The 14,801-nt window shown below is 57.2% G+C and carries 12 protein-coding genes; 3 read left to right on the forward strand and 9 right to left on the reverse strand.

Annotated features, from left to right (window positions below; all coding sequences use genetic code 11):
• On the reverse strand, window positions 1–1,122 hold the full coding sequence (locus tag Q1B27_RS11005) for an ABC transporter ATP-binding protein (RefSeq protein WP_299847408.1): 1,122 nt from the start codon (window positions 1,120–1,122) through the stop codon (window positions 1–3).
• 123 nt (window positions 1,123–1,245) lie between these two features.
• On the opposite strand from Q1B27_RS11005, the gene Q1B27_RS11010 reads away from it, so the two are divergent.
• Both Q1B27_RS11010 and Q1B27_RS11015 read left to right on the forward strand, forming a co-directional pair.
• Window positions 1,246–2,040, forward strand: coding sequence for a helix-turn-helix transcriptional regulator (locus tag Q1B27_RS11010; RefSeq protein ID WP_299847410.1), 795 nt, complete (start codon window positions 1,246–1,248; stop codon window positions 2,038–2,040).
• 168 nt (window positions 2,041–2,208) lie between these two features.
• A complete protein-coding gene (locus tag Q1B27_RS11015; protein ID WP_299847412.1) occupies window positions 2,209–3,243 on the forward strand; it encodes a fatty acid desaturase in 1,035 nt (344 codons plus the stop codon).
• Window positions 3,244–3,355: 112 nt separating this feature from the next.
• Here the strand turns inward: Q1B27_RS11015 and Q1B27_RS11020 are convergent, their stop codons facing one another.
• Window positions 3,356–4,588, reverse strand: coding sequence for an MFS transporter (locus Q1B27_RS11020; RefSeq protein ID WP_299847414.1), 1,233 nt, complete (start codon window positions 4,586–4,588; stop codon window positions 3,356–3,358).
• A 129-nt stretch (window positions 4,589–4,717) separates the two neighbouring features.
• Between Q1B27_RS11020 and zapE the strand changes: the two genes are divergently transcribed.
• Window positions 4,718–5,776, forward strand: coding sequence for a cell division protein ZapE (gene zapE, locus Q1B27_RS11025; protein WP_299847416.1), 1,059 nt, complete (start codon window positions 4,718–4,720; stop codon window positions 5,774–5,776).
• 115 nt (window positions 5,777–5,891) lie between these two features.
• Here zapE and Q1B27_RS11030 read toward each other — a convergent pair whose 3' ends face one another.
• Genes Q1B27_RS11030 through Q1B27_RS11060 form a run of 7 tightly spaced genes read right to left on the reverse strand, consistent with a single transcriptional unit; the run spans window position 5,892 to window position 14,706 of the window.
• Entirely contained in the window at window positions 5,892–6,785 is an 894-nt protein-coding gene (locus Q1B27_RS11030; RefSeq protein WP_299847418.1) for a dihydrodipicolinate synthase family protein, read from the reverse strand.
• 17 nt (window positions 6,786–6,802) lie between these two features.
• Entirely contained in the window at window positions 6,803–7,765 is a 963-nt protein-coding gene (locus tag Q1B27_RS11035; protein ID WP_299847420.1) for a D-2-hydroxyacid dehydrogenase, read from the reverse strand.
• Window positions 7,766–7,771: 6 nt separating this feature from the next.
• On the reverse strand, window positions 7,772–9,133 hold the full coding sequence (locus Q1B27_RS11040; protein WP_299847422.1) for an MmgE/PrpD family protein: 1,362 nt from the start codon (window positions 9,131–9,133) through the stop codon (window positions 7,772–7,774).
• Window positions 9,130–9,870: an Asp/Glu racemase gene (locus Q1B27_RS11045; protein ID WP_299847424.1), complete on the reverse strand. Its 741-nt coding sequence runs from the start codon at window positions 9,868–9,870 to the stop codon at window positions 9,130–9,132. The genes Q1B27_RS11040 and Q1B27_RS11045 overlap by 4 nt, the downstream gene beginning before the upstream one ends.
• The gene (locus Q1B27_RS11050) at window positions 9,867–10,952 is read right to left on the reverse strand and encodes a histidinol-phosphate transaminase (RefSeq protein ID WP_299847426.1); all 1,086 of its coding nucleotides are present in this window, start codon (window positions 10,950–10,952) and stop codon (window positions 9,867–9,869) included. The genes Q1B27_RS11045 and Q1B27_RS11050 overlap by 4 nt, the downstream gene beginning before the upstream one ends.
• Complete coding sequence (locus Q1B27_RS11055) at window positions 10,949–12,613, reverse strand: hydantoinase B/oxoprolinase family protein (protein WP_299847428.1); 1,665 nt, start codon at window positions 12,611–12,613, stop codon at window positions 10,949–10,951. Before Q1B27_RS11055 ends, Q1B27_RS11050 begins: the two co-directional genes overlap by 4 nt.
• Entirely contained in the window at window positions 12,610–14,706 is a 2,097-nt protein-coding gene (locus Q1B27_RS11060; protein ID WP_299847430.1) for a hydantoinase/oxoprolinase family protein, read from the reverse strand. The genes Q1B27_RS11055 and Q1B27_RS11060 overlap by 4 nt, the downstream gene beginning before the upstream one ends.
• Between the last annotated feature and the right edge of the window lie 95 nt (window positions 14,707–14,801).

A 14,801-nucleotide genomic window follows, 5' to 3' on the forward strand; every position in this document is an offset into this window, starting at 1 on the left:
TCAATTCCGCTCAAGAACAAGGGCGGCGCTGGCATCCCAGGACGCCAGCAGGATGTCACCCGTCTCAAACGGGCCATCGGCTAATTCACTTTGTCGCGGGGATAACGCCAGAAACTCGCCAAGCTCCTGATGTTTCACCAGATATTCGGTGTGCTCGCCCAGGAAAATCCGGTTCTGCACGGTCACCGGCAGCCCCTCGCCCTCGCGGGCCAGCGCCACCTGTTCCGGGCGCACGCTGATGCAGACCCCATGCCCCACGGGCAGGTCGGTGGCCATGCTACCCTCCAGTACATCGCCATTCGCCAGCCGGACCGAGGCCGACACGCCATTGGCCGTCACCACCGTGCCATCAAAGAAATTCGACGACCCGACAAAGCCCGCCACGTAGCGGCTTTGCGGATGGTCATAAAGTTCGCGCGGGCTGCCGATTTGAACGATCCGGCCATCACGCATGATGCAGATGCGGTCGCTCATCGACAGGGCTTCTTCCTGATCGTGGGTCACCAACACAAAGGTAATGCCCAACTGCCGCTGAAGGTTCTGCAACTCGATCTGCATTTCCTTGCGCAGCTTGCGGTCCAGCGCCGCCATCGGCTCGTCCAGCAACAAAAGCTTGGGCTCGTTGACGATCGCGCGGGCCAACGCCACACGCTGTTGCTGCCCGCCCGACATCTCCCAGATGCGGCGGTCGGCAAACCCGTCCAGCCGCACGATGTCCAGCGCCTTGCCGACCTTCTGCGCGATCTCCGCCTTGGGCAACCGGGGCCGGCGCTGCCGCAGCCCGTAGCCGATATTCTGCGCCACCGTCATATGCGGGAAAAGCGCGTAATGCTGGAACACCATGTTGACCGGGCGCTGATGCGCCTCGATGCCGTTGACCACCTCGCCGTCCAGCAGAACCTCCCCGTCCGAGGGTGCTTCAAACCCCGCCAGCATGCGCAGTGCGGTGGTCTTGCCACAGCCCGACGGCCCCAGGAATGACAGGAATTCCCCTTCGGCAATGGCAAGGTTCAGGTCACTGGCCGCAACCACATCGCCAAACCGTTTGGACACGGCTCTGAATTCTGCAATTGGCGTCTGGCCTGTCTTGGACAATGCCCCGCCATATCCCACTTTATCCATTTATGGCTATCTTTTTCCCATCGGGTTAGTACTATCCAATTTGCAAAAACTGTAAGAAAATCTGTTTTCGCTGTATATACCACGAATTTAGTAGATCAATTTGGGTAACGGGGGCTGAACGGCATGGAAAACTGGATCGACGCGACCGCCCCGGTGATCGAAACCATCGGCACCGACCGGTTTCCCAAATCCCTGTCACAGTTGCTCAAGGAAATCGCGCCCTATGATTACACCGTCATCTTCGGCTATCACGGCGCCGCCCGGCCGATGGATCTCTTTGACGATTTTCCGAAACAGAAACGCAAGGTCTTTGTCGAGGATTACCAGGAAGGCCCCTACCTGCTGGACCCGTTCTACCTGGCCTGCGAACATCAGGTTGCCTCGGGCCTTTATCGCATCCGCGACCTGGCCCCGGACCGGTTTTTCCAGGGCGAATATTTTCGCAGCTACTACGTGCGCACCGGGCTGGCCGAGGAAATCGGCTTTTTCATCGCCATGCCCGACAGCGCCATCGTCGTCGTTTCCCTCATGCGCGAGAAAAAGGCCTTTTCCGCCAAGGAAATGCGCCAGTTCCACCGGATCTGGCCCATCGTGCAAGCCGCCTGCCAACGGCATTGGCACGGTCTGGCCGCGCGCTTCGGTGACGGGACAACGGCCACAACAGAGACCGGGCTGAACCAAAGCGTCGAACGCGCGTTCCAGAATCTGGGCGAAGGCATCCTGACCCCGCGGGAACGCCAGGTGGTCGAATTTACCCTCAAGGGACATTCCGCCGATGCGGTCGGGCGCTTGCTGGAAATCTCTCCCGGCACGGTGCGCATTCACCGGCGCAACGTCTATGCCAAGCTGCGGATCAATTCGCAGGGCGAACTCTTTTCGAAATTCATCGACACGCTGGTCGCCGAAAGCGACGGATGATCGCGCGGCAATCGTTAATACCGGCATTGGAATTCGCTGCCAGCGCTGACCCAGCGTCACTCAGCCGCATCAAACCGCTGTTATCCCTGCGCCGAATGCACAATTTCTTCTTGCTATGACGGTCAAGTAGTCTATCCGGGATGCCAAGAACCATAACCGTACAGGCACATGACAGAATATTCCGAGATCTCGCCCGCGCACCCGGTAGAAAAATCATCACGCGATTGGGTCAAGATCCTCGCCAACTATCGCGAACCGAACCATCTTCGAAGCGTGTTCGAAACCGGTGTCAGTCTTGTGCCGTTCCTGCTGCTCTGGGCAGCGGCCTGGTATTCGCTCTCGATCAGCTACTGGCTGACCTTCGGCATCTCGGTCTTCAACGCGGCCTTCCTGCTGCGGCTTTTCACCATTCAGCATGATTGTGGCCACGGCGCGTTTTTCGCCAACCGCAAGGTCAGCGATTGGGTCGGGCGTGTTATCGGCGTGCTGACACTGACACCCTATGATGTCTGGCGGCGCACCCATTCGGCGCATCACAGCGGCTCGGGCAACCTGGCACGGCGCGGCATGGGCGATATCCACACCTATACCGTGGAGGAGTTTCGCGCACTGACACCGTTCCAGCGCTTTCAATACCGTGTCTACCGCCATCCGCTGACGCTGTTCGGTCTGGCGCCGGGCTACCTCTTTTTGTTGCAGAACCGCATTCCACTGGGGTTGATGGACAATGTCCGCTACTGGGTCAGCGCGCTTGGCACCAACATTGCGATCTTCGTTGCCCTGGCGGTGATCTGGTATTTCGGCGGTTTCGCCCCGATCCTTCTGATCTTCCTGCCCACCACCCTGCTGGCGGCGACCGCGGGCATGTGGCTCTTTTATGTGCAGCACCAGTTCGAACACACCCATTGGGATCAGGATCAGGACTGGCAATTGCACGACGCCGCCCTGCACGGCAGCTCGCATTACGTGATGCCAAAGGTGCTGCAATGGTTCAGCGCCAATATCGGCATCCACCACGTGCATCATCTCTACAGCCGCATCCCGTTCTATCGCCTGACCGAAGTGCTGCGCGATCACACCGAGCTTGAGAACTGCAATCGCATGACCATCCGCGAAAGCCTTAGCTGCGCCCGGCTGCACCTTTGGGATGAAAACAGCAAACGTCTGCTGTCGTTTTCGCAAGCCCGCGCGCTCTACGGCTGATCGGCAAAAAACACCTGCATTTGGCGCTTGGCATAAAACGTACGTAACGCGCGTACGTTGTGTACGTAGTTTACACAATTGCGGTGCTAGGGCTTGCGCCACGAAGGCCCGATCACGCCGGGCTCAGTGCCCGTTCGCGCACCGGTAAATGGACGATTGCGCTAAACGCGCCAACCCCCACCCCGATCCACCAGACCACCGTATAATTGCCATAAATATCATACATTTGACCGCCCAGCCAAACCCCCAGAAAACTGCCCAGCTGATGGCTGAAAAAGACGATCCCATAAAGCGTGCCCATGTAGCGAAGCCCATATATATGGGCGATCAGCCCGCTGGTCAGAGGCACCGTCGCCAGCCAAGTCGCCCCCATACAAACCGAGAAAATCAGCACCGTTGCGGGCGTCATCGGCACCAGAATGAACACTGCCGCAAAGATTGTTCGCAACGTGTAGATACCTGCCAGCAGGTATTTCTTGGAATAGCGTTTCCCCAACCAGCCTGCCAACAGCGTGCCTCCAATATTTGCCAGTCCGATCAATGAGATAGCCATCGCGCCCAGCGCCGATGTCGAGGTAATGCCAAGGCCATGCAGCAGGCCTCCGGGCGCAATTGGACCGCAAACTTCGGTCACGAAAGCCGGGAAATGTGCAGTCACAAAAGCCAGTTGATACCCACAGCTGAAGAAACCCAGAAAGATCAGCGTGTATGACGGATCACGAAACGCCTTCTTCAGGATTTCGCCCATGCTCTCTTCAAGCTCTTCGCGGCTTGCTGGTGCAGGGACACGCATCATCGGCAGCACCATCAGCGCCGCCAGAATCGCACCGGCAAAGACAAGAAAGACTGTCTGCCAGCCCATAAAGCCCAACAAGAATTCCGCCACCGGCGGGCCAACCACCTGCCCGCCCGATCCCGCTGCCGCCGCAATCGCAAGGCTCATAGACCGATTTTCATCGCTGCTGGCCCGTCCTACGACCGCAAGGATCACCCCGAAGCCGGAACCTGCAATGCCAAATCCAACAAATATTTCAAGTAGTTGATGCGCTTCCGGGGTGACCGAAAATGACGACAGGACCAGGCCCAGCGCATATAGGATCGCGCCCAGAATGATCGCTTTTCTGTCACCGACTTTCTCGGCAATCGCGCCAAAGATCGGCTGCCCGATCCCCCAGGCCAGGTTTTGGATTGCAATGGCCAGGCTGAATTCACTGCGTAGCCAGCCGAACTCCTCGGCAATCGGAATCTGAAAAACCCCAAAGGACGAGCGGATAGCGAATGAAATCAACATGATAATGCACCCGGCAATCAGAAGCGGTGTGAAAATCGGGGTGGGCTTTGCCATTGGGTCACTCCATCGCGCGAAAATGCAGTCTATGGTCCTTCGCAAGATGGTCAATTCAGCACTTGTGATATTCGCCATCAAGAATTGTTCGCACTTTTCATAAAGCTCTTGCCGCGATATTCCGGGTGGATGGAAACGCTGCCCGAAAAATACGCGCGCCTTGTCGCCGCTGGTGATCTGACGCCTGATCCCGCCCAGGAGGCGGTCATGCCAGAGTTTGAACGCATCCGCGCCGGTCTGGCTGAAACGCCGAAAAAAGGCTGGTTCCGCAAAGCCGCTGAGCCGCCCAAGGGTCTATACCTCTGGGGCGGCGTGGGGCGCGGCAAGTCGATGTTGATGGACATGTTCGTCGACACGCTCGACCTGCCCAACCGGCGCGTCCATTTTCACGCGTTCATGCAGGAAATCCACCGCGGCATGCACGCCGCCCGCGGACGCGGCGAACAGGATGCGCTGGCGCCGGTCGCCAAAGAGGTTGCGCAATCCGTGCGCCTGCTGGCCTTTGACGAAATGCAGATCACCGACATCACCGATGCGATGATTGTTGGGCGGCTTTTTGAGGCGTTATTCGCGGCGGGCGTGGTGATAGTGACAACGTCGAACCGGATACCCGATGCCCTCTACAAAGATGGGCTGAATCGTCAACTTTTCCTGCCTTTCATTGATCTGGTGAAGGAAAAAATGGTGGTGCACGAAATGGTCAGTCCGACCGATTACCGTCAGGATAAACTGGCAGGAAACCCCACCTATTTCACCCCCGTCAATGAAGAAAACCGCGCGCAAATCCGCGCTGTCTGGGATGACCTTACAGACGGCGAAAGCGCACCTCTGACGCTGCATGTCAACAAGCGCGAAGTGGAATTGCCCGGTTTCCATAATGGCGTCGCCCGCGCCTCTTTCTATGATCTCTGCGGCAAGATGCTGGGCCCGGCGGATTACCTGGCTCTGGCTGAAGCTGCCCGCGTACTGGTGCTCGAAAACATTCCCCAACTCAGCCGCTCGAACTTCAACGAAGCCAAGCGGTTCGTCACACTGATCGACGCGCTCTACGAAGCCAAGGTACGGCTAATCTGCACCGCTGCTGCCGCCCCCGAATATCTTTATGTCGAGGGCGAAGGCACCTTCGAATTCGAACGCACTGCCAGCCGCCTGCGCGAGATGCAGTCTGAAAACTGGGGGCGCGAATAGCCCGGATATATCGGCACGCGCCAAGCCCGAGGAGAAGGCCGGAGGCCCGCGACGAGAGATCAGGCGTGCGCGCCAGCGCACTCAATCTGACAGCCTATAATTTCCGATAACACCATCAGGTCAGTGTCTTAGCCACCTCCGGTCCCAGATTAGGGTCCGCATTTTCCAAGGGTGGGCGCAGGTTAAGCCAGCGCGCGTCACCTGTCTGATACGCCTTCAGCGCTTTCAAGGCCGGGATCAACCCGCCTTGCTGAATAGCCAGTCGGTGTTGCTTGATCCTTGGCAGCATCGCTTCAGCCGCATCCCATTGGGCCAAGGCTGCCTGGTCAAACATTGCGCGAATCGCGGCAACATTGGAATTGCAACTCGCCGAGATACAGCCGCCGCCGCCAATCTTCATACCGTCAATCAGAAAACTCTCGGATCCCGGGAAGACCGAAATGCCCGGCGCGGTCTCGATCACCGCCTTGGTGTTTTCCCAATCACCCGAACTGTCCTTGTAGGCAACAACAATTTCGGGAAAGGCCTGATTGAGGCGGGCGGCCAGCGTGGGCGAAATGCCAATACCCGTATTCTGCGGGATATGGTACAGGCAGATTTTCAGCGCGTCCGAGGCTATCGCCTCAATCAACTGACTGAAGTACCGATAGAGACCTTCATCACTGGCTGTAACATAGAAAAACGGCGGCAAGGTCATCACGCCGGCACAGCCCATCTCAACTGCATGGCGCGACAAGATCAGGGTTTCCTCCAATGAATTCATACCTGTACCCGGCATCAACTGATCCGCACGCACCGTACCGGATGACACCAAAAGCTCCAACATCTCCATGCGTTCGCGCGGCGCATTGCTCAGCGCCTCAGACGTCGTACCAAAAGGCGACAGGTAATGCGCCCCAGCCGTCAGGCATCCACCTGCGTGCTCGAGGTAAAGGTCAATAGCGATACCCAGATCATCGTTATAGGGGGTCAGGACCGGAGTGATCACCCCGCGCAACCGGTCTTTCATTTTGATACCTTTTCTCTTCAATAACCCCTTTCGGGGTTCACAATATTGATCAGGGCTTCTCCGGCTTTCCAGCGGCCCAGGTTGGTCAGGAAAAGCTCAAAAGATTGCATTGCCCATTCCTCGTAAACGGCGGAACAATGCGGTGAAACGATCACGTTTTCTAATCCCCATATATGATTATCAAACGGCAGCGGTTCAGTCTCGAAAACATCCAGCGCGGCACCTGCAATTGTTTCAGTGCGCATCGCATTGATCAGCGCCGCATCATCCAACACGCCACCGCGTGACACGTTGACCAGGATGGCCGAGGGCTTCATTGCCGAAAAGGATCGTGCATTGACCAGATGCCGGGTCGTGGGTAGTAGCGGCAGCGACAAAACGATGAAATCTGCCTTGTGCCAAAGGTTTTGCAGGTCACCACTGGCATGCACTTCATCCACATTCTCCATCGGTTCCGGCCGCGCACGCGTTCCGACGACATGCAGGCCAAAGGCCTTTGCCCTCGCAGCAACTGCCTGACCAGTATGACCCAAGCCCACAATCAGCATAGTCTTTCCCTGAAGCGGTGACATCAGGCGCGACGCACGCCATTCACTTTCCTCCTGATCCGCCCGCAAACCCGGAATATCGAGCGTGAAGTGCAGGATCGTACCAAAGACATATTCAGCCATCATCGGCGCCGCCACACCAGCAGAGTTTGTGACAGTCACGACATCGGGATCCCAACTGGCCAGATGATCCACGCCGGAGCCACCGACTGATACCCATTTTGGCCCGTCGACCCCCAGCAGCGCATCCCGGGGAAATCCGGCGCGTCCTTTGAAGCAGATAGAATAGGCAACGTCGGGTTTGAAGTCGCGCATCAGCGCGGGCAGGTCCTGGTAGTTGTTGCAAGTGGCAATTTCGGCCTCTGGTACGGCATCGGCCAGACGTGCGGCCATCTCTTCGGTTGCACTGTTATGGATCAAAATACGGGTCATGGGGCCTCAAGGAGCAGCTGTGACGAGTTTTGCAAGGTCGGCGAATTTGCTGTCGGGATCAAGCAGGGTATCGCGCATGGCCCAGATCGCATTAATCCGATCAACAGGCAGCACATCGCCTGCCATATGGTGCAGTTTTTCCAAAATCTCAGCATCAGCCATCGGGGCCTCGGGGCCTCCGCGGGCATTGGCATCACCGGAATGCAGGACGCGCCCACTGGTCAGGGTCACGGCGATATCCGACCAACGCCCCTGCGGAAAACGGGCGCTGTGACGCGGATCTTCCTGCGCCGTGATCCTTTGGACAAGCGCCGACACCTGCGCATCGTTCAGCCCATCAGCCGAGATATGTTCCGGCCCGATGCGGCCATGAACCAATAAAGTTGCCAGTGAAAAGCCCAAAGAATATTGCGCCTGGCTTGTGGTTTCGGGCATCTCGGCAAACAATCGGGCGGATTCTGCAAAAGTGCGCACATGAATTGCCTGCACCTGATCGGCAGTCACGTTTTCTTCGATCATCAATTTACGCAGGGCATCAAGCGCACCGTGGGCCCAGCGACAGACCGGATAAGGTTTGATGTAGTTCAGCGCCACAGTCCATGTCTGGCCAAGGTCGGCCCAGAACGGGGCCACGTCGCAGGTTTCGATCGTGACCGCCGGAGCACCCTGAAATCCGCGCTGCGCCATGAAGGTGGCTGAGCAACCCACAAGTGCGCCCATTCCCGACCCGTCATGCAGCATTGTAGGGTTGTCAATTTCACGCATCATCTGACTGCGAGGGCCGTGGTACTCAGCAATACCAAGCGCTTGCCTGAGCACGCCCGCATCCAGCCCTTCGAGTCGGCACCCAAGCGCGGCCACGCCCAAAGCATTCCACGCGCCAGAGGTGTGATAATCGCTGACAGTCGCGTGCAACGATTGCCCTGCCCGCGCTGCGACTTCGTAGGACATTGCCAAGGCGGTCAACGCCTCGCGCCCGGTCAGATCGGGATGACGTTCGGCAAAACACAACAATGCAGGCACGACTGCCACACCGATATGGCCCTTAGTTGGGTTATAGCCGTCATGCCCATCAAGATTGTCAATCTGGGTTGCCGCCGCCCACGCTGCACCGGGCAGACTGACACGGCGGCCATCGAACAGCATCGGTGCGGCATATTCCGGTGCTCTGGCGGCGTGGAAATCCGTGGCAAATTCCCGCGCAATCTTTGCAACCTCCAACCGTACCGCTCCGGCGGCGACACCAAGAGTGTCAATCAGCAATGTCGAGGCGAATTTCAACGCCGCTTCGGGCACCACCAGATCAGGGTTCAGGACGAAATCGGCAATCGCGTCAAACTGGTTCAGATTTGATCGGGTAGTGGTCATGGCGCGACCTTGTCAAAAAGCTGACCAAACCCCGATGGCACATCGCTGATCCCGAGCATTCGGAGCGTTTGAAACATCATTGCCTGATTGGAGGTCACGACCGGTTTCCCCAAGGACTGCTCCAGCTGGTCGATCACCTCGACACTACGCATATCCGTGCAGGACAGCACGATTGCTTGCGCGTCGGGGCTATTCGCACGACGGCCCAGTTCAAAGACCGCATCGGGTGCCAGTGCACCCTGCTCATCATTGCCCAATGCCTCGCCAATTGCAGCGCGGGACACGGTTTCAAATCCTTCGTCCGCCAGAAACCCAATCGCACGATCGTTGAGAGCGGCCACATAAGGAGAAGCGAAACCGATGCGACTAACTTGAAGTGACCTAAGCGCAGCCACCAGGCCCCCTGCCGCGGTGACAGTTTGGACACCGCTATGAGATTTGATTTTCGTGGCAAGTTCGCGATCAAAGGACGGACCATGTGCCAAGGTGGCCGAGGTGCAACCATAGAGGATAACATCCGGGCGAGCGCCCTGAAGCAGGTGCAGAGGTTCCTCTATATTGGCCGCGCCAAGACCCTCCATTTGATCTTCATCGGGGATCTCATCTTCGTCATATCCACCAATCCGGGTAAAATGCAGTGACGCGCCGGCGGGAGCCAGCATCATCATGTCTTGCTCCAGATTGGTATTGGTAAAGGGGACCAATATGCCGATGCGGGCCGTGCCACGATTTGTCATGCTAATCCCTCGCTTTTCATCCAATTCTTCAAAAGCCGGACAGTAAGCGCCATTTCATCCGCAACACCGATGGTCGCGCGCAGGCAATCCGGAAGTCCGGCCCCACCCTGAGGGCGCAGAAATACACCTTCTGCCCGAAGGAACCGGTCGGCGCTTTGCGCCGCATGTAAAGATCCAAATCTGATCAACGCAAAATTGGTGAAACTGTGCGCGACTTCCAATCCAAGCGCGCCAATTTGGGTAGATAGTGTTTCACGAAGGGTAGCTGTCATCGCGCAGGTTTCCCGCAGATAGGCCTGATCCCCAAGAGCAGCCAAGGCCGAAACCTGTGACACAGCGCTGACGTTGTTGGGGTTCAAAAGTTTTCGCACCTCACCAGCTATGGCAGGAGGAAATAATCCCCATCCGACGCGCGCGCCAGCCAGACCATACGCTTTGGAAAACGTGCGTAAAACGACCGTGTTGCCGCGATTTACCAAATCAAAATAAGGTTCATTCAGATGATCGGCAAATTCACCATATGCCTCATCGATCACCAGCATCACATCGTCGGCAAGGGTATTTCGTAGCCGCACAAGATCTGCGCGCGGTATCCGAGTGCCCGTGGGATTACCCGGATTGGCGACGAACACCATCCGCGTCTTTGAGGTGACAGCGCCGATCAATGCATCGACATCGACAGTCAAATCACGTTCGGGCGCGATGTCGAACCGCGCACCAGTGGCAAGCGTGGCCGTGCGGAAAAACGGGTAGGCATGAGCGGGAGCAACGGCCGCATCCCCTGTTTTCAGATATGCGCGAGCGAGACAGCCGATCAAGTCCAACGACCCGTTCCCGCAAAGAATCGAGCTTGCATCAATGTCATGTACCGAAGCAACTTCCTCGCGCAGCGCGGTCCAGTTTGGGTCTGGATAAAGCTGTTGATCTCGAATGGCCTTCGCCGCGGCGTCGGCAACATTCGGACTTGCCGGTCTGAGGCTTTCATTCTGGCAGAGCGCGATCAGAGGTTTTCCCGGTGGCGCTGACAAATCTGCCAGGGCATAAGCATCCATTGCCGCGACATGAGGATTTGGCAGGATCATGGCATCTCCCCTTTCTGGACCCCATAATCTTTCTTTGCAGCGTCACGACTGATCAAACCATCGTTCAGGTCGCGTTCAACCGCTGTTGGGTCCCGCGCCTCGGGCGGCCCAAGACCACCACCACCGGGTGTTTCCATGATTAGAGTTTTGCCTGCGGGGATGCGGAATTCGCCTTTGCTGGGCAAGTCAGGCCCTTTTTCACCAATACGCAGTCTGCCAAGCCGACCAGCCCCACCGCCTTGCCGGCCGGCCGCTGCAAACCGAACGCGTTCGACCGAAAGGAACGCCAGGAAATCCTCATTCGTAGCAGATTGCATAGCGATATATTGGCCCAATCCTCCACGATAGGTGCCTGCCCCACCGCTATCGGGCAAAAGTTCTCGCCGGGTAATCAGGATGGGGGCGGTTGCTTCGGTCGGCTCAACCTGACTACCCCAGACACCGCTCGGAAAAGCCGTCGCAGACAGCCCATCACGCGTTGGCCGGGCGCCGGTTCCACCATTATAAACCAGTTCCAGCGCGAATAGCGTTCCCCCGTCACGGGCTGCTTCGGGCGTATGTCTGAGGGGCACGTCATAAAGGCAGGATGCCCCTTCGGCAGGCACTTGATCGGGAAGGGCTTGCGTTAGACAGCCATAGACCAAATCGGGCGTCATTTGCCCAAGCGAATGGCGCATGGCGACAGGAACCGGGTGCTGTGCGTTCAGGATACAACCCGGTGGGCCGATGACCCGGAAAGGTTCCAATGATCCCGCGTTGTTCGGAATATCCGGGCCGATGATACAACGAAGAGCAAAGACGGAATAGGCCGTAGCATAGTTCAGGGGCACGTTGATGCCTTTGTCGGAACAGCCCGATGTGCCATCAAAATCAAGCACAATATGATCGTCTGCCACCGTCAACGTCGCTGCCAGCTTGATCGGTTTGTCATATCCATCAACCATCAATGTGTTGCGGTAGGTCCCATTGGGCACCTCTGCGATCGCCTGTACGGTACCGCTGTACGATGTTTCGATGATGTAGTCGGACAGTTGATCCAGATCGTCGATAGCGAATTCTTCCATCATCTCGGCCAGCCGCTTTGCGCCGGTTTCACAACACGCGATCAGCGCATAGATGTCGCCTTCGTTGGCAATGGGTTCGCGGGAATTGACCCGAACGATCTCCATCAGAAAGGCGTTTACCTCGCCCGCATCAACCAGTTTGCAGGGTGGGACCATCAAACCTTCATCAAAGACATCCGAGCCTTCAGGCCCCATTCCCTTGCCACCCAGATCGGCCAAATGCGATGTGCAGGAGGTGAAACCGACCACGCGATCCTTGAAAAAAACAGGCTGCATCAGCAAAAAATCGTTCAGATGCCCCGACGCTAGCCAGGGATCATTGGTCATATAGATGTCACCTTGTTTCATGTCCTGTACCGGAAACCGGTCACGCAGGTGTTTCACCGCTTCCGCCATCGTATTGATGTGGCCCGGCGTACCTGTGACAGCTTGCGCCAACATACGACCACGTATGTCGAAAATACCCGCAGAGATGTCACCGCTTTCACGTACAATCGGGCTGAAGGCAGCACGGATCAGCGCCTGACCCTGTTCTTCGACAACGGCCAGAAGACGGTTCCACATCACTTGCAGGCGGGTTTTGGAGATTGTTGTCATGGTGTGCCCTCTGATCGTGTCAGGATGATATTTTCGTCGCCATCGACCATGGCGGTGAAATCAGCGCTGACATAGGTGGTGGTCTGAGGTTCGACGATCAGCGCGGGACCAATCAAGTAATTGCCTGACATCAACGAGGGGCGGTCATAAACATCCGCGATACGGCGTTTTCCCGTCACTTCGCATAGAATTCGTTGCTGTCGCTGGAATGTGGCTAGGGTTGCCTGATCGGGCGCGGGCGCAGCACTCGGCGTATTCACCTGCGTCCCCACACGGATCGACCAGTTGAGGATTTCGATCACCATTCCTGGCACTGACCGGGTGAATTGTCGTGAATACTCCTCCTCGAACGCGATACGCAGAGTATGTATATCATCAGACGTTAGCAGACGATCTGGCAGGGGTATTTCGATTTCATGCCCCTGACCGTGATAGCGCATATAGGCAATTCTTGTGCATTTCAGCTTGATGTCAAGGCTACCAGCGCGAACAACCTCGGTCGCCTCCAAGATCATTTTGGTAATGAAATCGTTCAGTTCCTCCACATCAAGCGTTTCCAGTGTGGCATAGCGGCTGCGCACGATCTCGAACGAGACGGCGGCATGCAGGAACCCGACTGCCGAGCCGACACCCGGATCTCGCGGCACGAGGATACGGCTGACACCAGCACGCCGGGCTACCCGGGTAGCGTGCAGGGGACCATTGCCACCGAAGGCAATCATCGTGCGTGCGCCAAGATCCTTGCCTGACTCCACCGCATGCATGCGCCCCGCGCCTGCCATGCTCTCATCAACAATTTCCGAGATACCCGCGGCGGCTGCATCGGTGTCAAGCTCCAACGCATTGCCGACGGTTTCTTGTATCGCGTTCAGTGCCGCATCCATGTCGATGGCCAATCGACCCTCGGCAAAGCTGGCGGGCTCGATCAACCCCTGAGCAATATCCGCATCGGTTACGGTAGCCTGACTACCCCCTTTGCCGAAAGCTGCCGGGCCAGGTTCACTGCCAGCGCTTTGCGGGCCAACCTGTAAGCGGCCCAAACGGTCAACACTGGCAATGGATCCGCCTCCGGCACCAATCTCAATCATCTCCAATACCGGGATACGTACCGGCATTCCGGATCCCTTGATAAACCGTTCGGCCCGGGCAATTTCGAACCTGCGGGCACTTTGAGGGCGGAATTCGTCAATCAGGCAAAGCTTGGCCGTGGTGCCACCCATATCAAAAGAAAGAACCTGACCCAGCCCTGCCGTCTCGGCAATCCTTGCGGCCAGAATAGCTCCACCAGCCGGACCGGATTCGACCAGACGGATTGGCAACTGCGCTGCGGTTGCAAGCGTCGTCATCCCCCCTCCGGCTGTCATCATCAGCACCGGACAGGTCAGGCCGTGAGCGCTGAACTCCTCCGCAAAATCCACCAGATATCGCGCCATAAGAGGTTGAATGTAAGCATTGGCAATGGTGGTGCAGAGACGGTCGAATTCGCGCGCCTCTGGACTAACCTGTGATGAGATCGAGATCGCGACACCCGGCAGTGCGGCAATAAGCTTTTCGCGCAGGGCTTCTTCATGCGCCGTGTTAGCATAGGAATGCATCAGGCAGATTGCGACAGCCTCGGCTTTACAGGCACGCAGTTCTTCCACCAGCTTCGGGATAGCGTCATAGTCCAAAGGCGTGAGTTCTTTGCCATTGGCATCCATACGGCCCCGGATGGTAAAGGCTCGGGCGCGTGGCACAATCAGGTCGGGCTTCTCGATATTGATATCATACTGGCTGTAGCGCCGCTCATATGCGATTTCGAGAATGTCGCGGAAGCCCTCGTTGGTGATTGTTGCAACTCGTGCGCCCTGACGTTCGATCAAGGCGTTGGTGGCCAAAGTAGTCCCGTGAATGAAACCTACAATTTGGTCGAACTTTGCGCCCGCATCGCTCAACGCACGCTTAACCCCTTCCAACGCACCAAGTGTCGGATTTTCGGGGGTGGTAGGTGTCTTGCAAGTGGCTACGACCTCACCCGATTGGGTCATCAGAACCGTATCTGTAAAGGTGCCGCCGATATCGACCGCAGCGCGCAATTGGAGCTTTTGTGCCATTCAGAAGTTCCGGGTAAATTGGAAAGGATCAAGTCGGGCGCGCCATGTCGGCGCAATCTCTATGCCACGGATCTAGATGACCAGTGCAAACCCTT

Source organism: uncultured Roseovarius sp. (assembly GCF_947489715.1).
Lineage (GTDB): Bacteria > Pseudomonadota > Alphaproteobacteria > Rhodobacterales > Rhodobacteraceae > Roseovarius.

Coding starts and splice junctions, on each gene's coding strand:
- Q1B27_RS11005 (WP_299847408.1), bottom strand. CDS start 1,122: ATGGATAAAGTGGGATATGGCGGGGCATTGTCCAAGACAGGCCAGACG.
- Q1B27_RS11010 (WP_299847410.1), top strand. CDS start 1,246: ATGGAAAACTGGATCGACGCGACCGCCCCGGTGATCGAAACCATCGGC.
- Q1B27_RS11015 (WP_299847412.1), top strand. CDS start 2,209: ATGACAGAATATTCCGAGATCTCGCCCGCGCACCCGGTAGAAAAATCA.
- Q1B27_RS11020 (WP_299847414.1), bottom strand. CDS start 4,588: ATGGCAAAGCCCACCCCGATTTTCACACCGCTTCTGATTGCCGGGTGC.
- zapE (WP_299847416.1), top strand. CDS start 4,718: ATGGAAACGCTGCCCGAAAAATACGCGCGCCTTGTCGCCGCTGGTGAT.
- Q1B27_RS11030 (WP_299847418.1), bottom strand. CDS start 6,785: ATGAAAGACCGGTTGCGCGGGGTGATCACTCCGGTCCTGACCCCCTAT.
- Q1B27_RS11035 (WP_299847420.1), bottom strand. CDS start 7,765: ATGACCCGTATTTTGATCCATAACAGTGCAACCGAAGAGATGGCCGCA.
- Q1B27_RS11040 (WP_299847422.1), bottom strand. CDS start 9,133: ATGACCACTACCCGATCAAATCTGAACCAGTTTGACGCGATTGCCGAT.
- Q1B27_RS11045 (WP_299847424.1), bottom strand. CDS start 9,870: ATGACAAATCGTGGCACGGCCCGCATCGGCATATTGGTCCCCTTTACC.
- Q1B27_RS11050 (WP_299847426.1), bottom strand. CDS start 10,952: ATGATCCTGCCAAATCCTCATGTCGCGGCAATGGATGCTTATGCCCTG.
- Q1B27_RS11055 (WP_299847428.1), bottom strand. CDS start 12,613: ATGACAACAATCTCCAAAACCCGCCTGCAAGTGATGTGGAACCGTCTT.
- Q1B27_RS11060 (WP_299847430.1), bottom strand. CDS start 14,706: ATGGCACAAAAGCTCCAATTGCGCGCTGCGGTCGATATCGGCGGCACC.